This is a genomic window from Kitasatospora saccharophila, assembly GCF_039529925.1.
Lineage (GTDB): Bacteria > Actinomycetota > Actinomycetes > Streptomycetales > Streptomycetaceae > Kitasatospora > Kitasatospora saccharophila.
The window spans coordinates 1-5,973 of sequence record NZ_BAAANS010000069.1 but is presented as its reverse complement, the minus strand read 5'-3'; the positions used below and the strand labels follow the sequence as shown (position 1 = coordinate 5,973).

The following is a 5,973-nucleotide window of genomic DNA, read 5'->3' as shown; positions in this document are numbered from 1 at the left end:
CGGGCCTGCTCCCCGACCACCGAAGCCGGTTCTCAGCCGCCGGAGGCCGGTGACCGGCAGCCGCCGCCGGAGGCTGGTGGTCACCGGTCGCCGGGGCGGGTGGTGCTTCAGTGGACGGGTACCGGCTCCCCGTCCGCGGCCCGGCCGCGCAGGGCCAGCAGGGCGAGGACGGCGGCGAAGAGCGCGGCGCAGCCGCAGACCACGAAGCCGACCGAGTAGCCGGCGCCGAGGGCGTTCTCGGCGATCGGGTGCAGGGCGGCGAGCTTGGGCGCGTTCGAGGCGCCGTTGACGGCCAGCGGGCCGCCCTCCTCCAGGATCGCGGCGCCCGCGCCCTTGAGCGGGGCGGGCAGGTCGGAGGGGCCGAGGGCGGTGGTGAAGTGGTGGCCGGCCCGGCTGAGGGCGATCGCGCCGATCACGGCGGGGCCCAGGGTGAAGCCGAAGTCGCGCAGCAGGTTGGTGGTGGCGCTGGCCATGCCGGCCAGGTGCGGGGGCACGGTGGTGACGGCGGTGGCGGTGACGGAGGAGACGGTCACGGCGAAGCCGAGGCCGACCAGGGCGAGCGGCGCGATCAGCGGGAGGAAGGAGTGGTCGTCGACCGGCAGGGCGGCCGCCCAGTAGTTGCCGGCCGCGATCAGCAGCAGGCCGGAGCCGAGCAGCAGGCGCGGCGCCACCGCGTTCAGCAGCCGGTGGGTGACCGGCAGCATGGCCAGGGCGATGCCGTTGAGCAGCAGGAAGGCCAGGGCGGTCCGCATGGGGGGCAGTTCCTGGACGGGGCCGAGGCGGATGCTGACCGAGTAGGCGGTGCCGAGGAAGCTGAACATGCCGACCACGGTGATGACGGAGGCGACCGCGAAGGAGCGGTTGCGGAAGAGGTCCAGGCGCAGCAGCGGGGAGGAGGAGCGCAGTTCGGCGGCCACGAAACCGACCAGGCCGAGCACGGCGAGGGCGAGGGCGATCAGCACGGGGGTGGCGGTCCAGCCGTCCTCGGGGCCCTGGATGATCGCGTAGAGCAGGGCGAACAGGCCGACGCCGATGGTGAGTTGGCCCGGCAGGTCGAGCGAGCGGCCTTCGGGGGCGCGCGAGTCGTCGGCGCAGAGGGCGCTGGTCAGGGCGCTGGCCGCGCCGATCAGGGTGACGACGACGAAGGCCCAGCGCCAGGAGCCGTAGGTGGCGGTGATGCCGCCGATCAGCGGGGCGACGAAGCCGCCGGTGGAGAGCAGGGCGGCCCACAGCGCGACGACCTTGGCCCGCTGGGCGGTGGAGGCCGCGCCGGCGGCGAGGATCGCCAGCGAGGTCGGGAAGAGCGCGGCGGCTCCGAGGCCGGCCAGGGCCTGGCCGACCCAGAGCTGGTGGATGCCGTCGGCGGTGGTGCTGACGATCTCGCCGACGGCCAGCAGCGCGGCTCCGCCGACCAGCAGCCGCTTGCGGCCGAGCAGGTCACCGAGCAGGCCGAAGGTCAGCTCCAGCACCGCGACCGGCAGCAGGAAGGCGTCCGAGATCCAGGTCAACTGCGATCCGACGGGGTGCAGTTGGCTCTGGAAGAGGCCGTTGAGGGTGGCCGGGATGGCCAGGCCGATCTGGGCCGTGCAGACGGCGAGCAGGCCGGCGACCAGGGTGCCGCGCCGCAGGGTTGGTCTGCCCTGGGCGGTGGGCGCGGACGGACGGGTGGAGGTGGACATGGGTGCTTCTCCTGGGGGGAGGGCGCGGGCGGGGTCCGGTGGGCCCGGACGGGGGCCGGGGCCGGACGTCGGCGTTCGCACGAGGGGGGCGGCGGGGCACCCGGGGTGGGGCCGGCCCGGATGGGCGGCGAGGGGGCGGGGTACCGGCCGTGCGGCGAATGTAGGGCTACTCTTTGTCGGCCGTCAATAATCTGCACAGGATTGGCTGTCGTCCGCCGCACGCACGCACGCCGAACGGCGTGAGCCGCCACCCCCGGTCGGGGGTGGCGGCTCACGCCGTTCGGGCATCGCGGTACTCGGGCGCGGAAGCGGTGCTCGGGCGTAGCGGCAGTGCTCAGGCGTAGAAGCGGTAGACGGCCTGGGCCACGACGGCGGGCTTGGCCACGCCGTCGATCTCGACGGTCAGGTCGACGGTCACCTCGGCGCCGCCCTTCACCTCCGTGACCGAGGCGATCGCCCCGTGGGCGCGGATCTTGGCGCCGACCTTGACCGGGGACGGGAAGCGGACCTTGTTGAGGCCGTAGTTGACGGCCATCGCGACGCCCTCGACCTGGAGCAGCTCGCTCCACAGCGGGATGAGCAGCGAGAGCGTCAGGTAGCCGTGGGCGATCGGGGCGCCGAACGGGCCGGCGGCGGCGCGTTCGGGATCGGTGTGGATCCACTGGTGGTCGCCGGTGGCGTCGGCGAAGGTGTTCACCCGGTCCTGGGCGATCTCCAGCCACTGGCTGTGGCCGAGGTCGGTGCCGCCGAGGGCGAGCAGGTCGGTGAGGCCGTGGACGGTGCGGGGCACGTGGGGGTCCTTCCTGGTGGCGCGCCGAGCGCGCGGGGGGGCGGCCGCGCGGGGGCGCGCGGGGAGCGGTCAGGCGCTCCCGTGGGCGGTGCGGAGCGGCCCCTTGAGGAGCTTGCCCGCGCCGCTGCGGGGCAGCGCGTCGGTGAAGCGGACGGACTTGGGGATCTTGTAGCGGGCCAGTCGGCCGTCGAGGTGGGCGAGGACCTCCTCGGCGCTCGCGGTGGCGCCGGGGCGCAGCACCACGACGGCCCGGCCCACCTCGCCCCACTTCTCGTCGGGGACGCCGAACACGGCGCACTCGGCGACGGCGGGGTGTTCGAGCAGGGCGTCCTCCACCTCGGCGGGGTAGATGTTCTCCCCGCCGGAGATGATCATGTCCTTGAGGCGGTCGACCAGCCGGACGTAGCCGTCCTCGTCCTGGACGGCCACGTCGCCGGAGCGGAACCAGCGGCCGTCGTGGTAGGCGCTCGCGGTCTCCTGCGGCAGTCCCCAGTAGCCGGGGGTGACGTTGGGGCCGCCGACCACCACCTCGCCGGGTTCGCCCGGGCCGACCTCCTCGCCGGCCGGGTCGAGCAGGCGGACGTCGGTGAAGAAGTGCGGCACGCCGGCGCTGCCGGCGTGCTCCAGGGCGTCCGCCCGGTCGAGCAGCAGCACGCCGGGGGCGGCCTCGGTCATGCCGTAGCCCTGGACGAACGCCAGGCCGCGGTCGAGGTAGGTGCGGATGGTGCGGGCGGGCACGGGCGCGCCGCCGCACATCAGGGTGCGCAGGCCGCTCAGGTCGGCCCCGGCCCAGCCGGGCGCCTGGGCCATCGCGTCGTACATGGCCGGGACGCCGAACAGGCAGGTGACCCCGAGTTCCCGGATCAGCGCGAGGGTGCGCTCGGCGTCGAAGCCGGACTCCAGGACGGCGGTGCCGCCCTTGAGCAGGGTCGGCAGACAGGTCATGTTGAGCGCGGCGGTGTGGAACAGGGGTGCGCTGACCAGGGTGACCTCGTCGCCGGCGAGGTCGGTGTCGACCACCACGTTGAGGCTGTTCCAGACGATGTTGCCGTGGGTGAGCAGGGCGCCCTTGGGGCGGCCGGTGGTCCCCGAGGTGTACATGATCATGCACGGGTCGTCGTGGGCCACCGGCAGGTCCAGCGGCTCCTCGGGGGCGTCCGCGAGCAGCGCCTCGAACTCCGTCCCCTCGGCCGCCCACACCTCGGTGTCCCGGGACAGCTCCGCCAGCAGGGCGGCGTCCTGCCGGACCGCCAGCAGCAGGGAGCTGCCGCTGTCGCGGAGCTGGTAGCGCAGCTCGGGCGCGGTCAGCCGGGTGTTGAGCGGGACGAACACCGCACCCAACTGCCCCGCGGCGAACAGCGTTTCGAGGAAGGCGGGGTGGTTGGGGCCGAGGAAGGCGACCCGGTCGCCGCGGCGCACCCCGTGCCGGCGCAGGAGCCGGGCCAGCCGGCCGGTCCTGCGGTGCAGTTCGGCGTAGCTGGTGGTGCGCCCCTCGTGGACCAGGGCGGTGCGGTGCGGTGTCTTACGGGCCCGGCGGGCGGGCCAGGAACCGATGCCGTCGTTGTGCAACGCGGGACTCCTCCGTCTGCGTCACTGTTGCTTGTCGAGGCCGAGCAGGCGGGCGGCGTTCTGCTTGAGGATCTTCGGCCGCACCTCGTCCTTGATCGGCAGCTGCGCGAAGTCGGCCAGCCAGCGGTCGGGGCTGATGAGCGGGTAGTCGGAGCCGAACAGGACCTTGTCCTGGAGCAGGCTGTTGGCGTACTTCACCAGCTGCGGCGGGAAGTACTTCGGCGACCAGCCGGACAGGTCGATGTACACCTGCGGCTTGTGGGTGGCCACCGCCAGCGCCTCGTCCTGCCAGGGGAAGGACGGGTGGGCCAGGACGATCGGCATGCCGGGGAAGTCCGCGGCGACGTCGTCCACCAGCATCGGGTCGGAGTACTTCAGCCGGATGCCGCCGCCGCCGGGCGCGCCGGCGCCGATGCCGGTCTGCCCGGTGTGGAAGACCGCGATCGCGCCGGCCTCCTCGATCGCCTCGTACAGCGGGTAGGCGAGCCGGTCGTTCGGGAAGAACGCCTGCACGTTGGGGTGGAACTTGAAGCCGCGGACGCCGTGCTCCTCGACCAGGCGGCGCACCTGGCGGGCCCCGGCCCGGCCCTTGTGCGGGTCGATGCTGGCGAACGGGATGATCACGTCGGGGTTGCGGCGGGCGGCCTCGGCCACTTCCTCGTTGGGGACGGCCGGGGTGCCGGTGGCGGCCTCCGCGTCCACGGTGAAGACCACGCAGGCCATCTTCCGCTCGCGGTAGTGGGCGGCGATCTCCGGCAGGGTCGGTCGGCGGTGCTCGGCGTGGAAGTAGTCGCCGGCCGCGGCGTCGAGCTCCTCGGAGAGCGAGCCCCGGCCGCTCTCCGAGACCTCCGCGTGGGTGTGGACGTCGATGGCGACGAGTTCGTCGAGCCGCAGGGCGGGCTGCTGGGGGGTCATCGGGCGGCCGCCGCTCAGATCCGCGGGGCGGGGATGCCGTAGGTCTCGGGCACCCGTCCGACCGAGACGGGCCAGGCCGCGGCGATCGCGTCGGCGCTCCAGCCGCCGTCCGCGTAGGCGACCGAGACCTCCTGCGGGTGCGACCACAGCGCCAGCTTGTCGCCGCCGATGCCGATGCACTGGCCGGTGACGGCCGCGGCGGCGTCGGAGGCGAGGTAGGCGACCAGGGGGGCGACGTCCTCGGGGGTGCCGAAGCCCTCGCCCTTGCGCAGGCCGTCCGGCAGCGGCGTGCCGTGCTGCTCCAGCGCGTCGACGTGCGGGGCGAAGGCGGGGATGGTCCTGGTCATCGCGGTGGCGGCGACCGGGATGACCGCGTTGGCGGTGATGCCCGCCTTGGCCAGCTCCATCGCCCAGGTGCGGACCATGGCGGCGATCCCGGCCTTGGCGGCGGCGTAGTTGGTCTGGCCGAAGTTGCCGCGCTGGCCCGCCGGGGAGCCGGCGACGATGACGCGCCCGCCCTCGCCCTGCTCGCGCATCCGCGCCACGGCGGCGCGCACGCAGGTGAAGGTGCCGCGCAGGTGGACCTGGAGGACGGTGTCGAAGTCCTCGTCGGACATCTTCCACAGCACCCGGTCGCGCAGGACGCCGGCGTTGGTGACCATCACGTCCAGCCGTCCGAACGCGTCGACGGCCCGCGCGACCAGCGCCTCGGCGGTCTCCGCGGAGCCGACCGCGCCGACCTCGGCGACCGCCCGGCCGCCGGCCGCCTCGATCTCCTTCACCGCGCCGGCGGCGGCCTCGGCGTCCACGTCGTTGACGACGACTGCCGCGCCGGCGGCGGCGAGCGCCTTGGCGTAGGCGAGTCCGAGGCCGCGACCGCTGCCGGTGACCACGGCGACCTTGCCGTTCAGATCCATGGGGCTTCCATACCTTTCTTCGTGGGTTCGTTCGGATCATTCGTAAGATCGGGACACCCGGGGGCGTCCGGTGTGGCTGTCATGTGGTCGCCGCAGTCGTGGC

General features: G+C 74.0%; 5 protein-coding genes. All 5 read right to left on the bottom strand.

Annotation, left to right across the window (positions count from 1 at the left end; translation table 11 throughout):
• Positions 1–107: 107 nt before the first annotated feature.
• Positions 108–1,679 carry an MFS transporter gene (locus ABD345_RS33870; RefSeq protein WP_344557881.1) on the bottom strand — a complete coding sequence of 524 codons (1,572 nt, stop codon included), beginning with the start codon at positions 1,677–1,679 and terminating at the stop codon, positions 108–110.
• A gap of 334 nt (positions 1,680–2,013) precedes the next feature.
• Positions 2,014–2,469 carry a MaoC family dehydratase gene (locus tag ABD345_RS33865; protein WP_344557880.1) on the bottom strand — a complete coding sequence of 152 codons (456 nt, stop codon included), beginning with the start codon at positions 2,467–2,469 and terminating at the stop codon, positions 2,014–2,016.
• A gap of 69 nt (positions 2,470–2,538) precedes the next feature.
• Complete coding sequence (locus tag ABD345_RS33860) at positions 2,539–4,038, bottom strand: acyl-CoA synthetase (protein WP_344557879.1); 1,500 nt, start codon at positions 4,036–4,038, stop codon at positions 2,539–2,541.
• Positions 4,039–4,059: 21 nt separating this feature from the next.
• On the bottom strand, positions 4,060–4,953 hold the full coding sequence (locus ABD345_RS33855) for an amidohydrolase family protein (RefSeq protein WP_344557878.1): 894 nt from the start codon (positions 4,951–4,953) through the stop codon (positions 4,060–4,062).
• A 14-nt stretch (positions 4,954–4,967) separates the two neighbouring features.
• On the bottom strand, positions 4,968–5,870 hold the full coding sequence (locus tag ABD345_RS33850; RefSeq protein ID WP_344557876.1) for an SDR family oxidoreductase: 903 nt from the start codon (positions 5,868–5,870) through the stop codon (positions 4,968–4,970).
• Between the last annotated feature and the right edge of the window lie 103 nt (positions 5,871–5,973).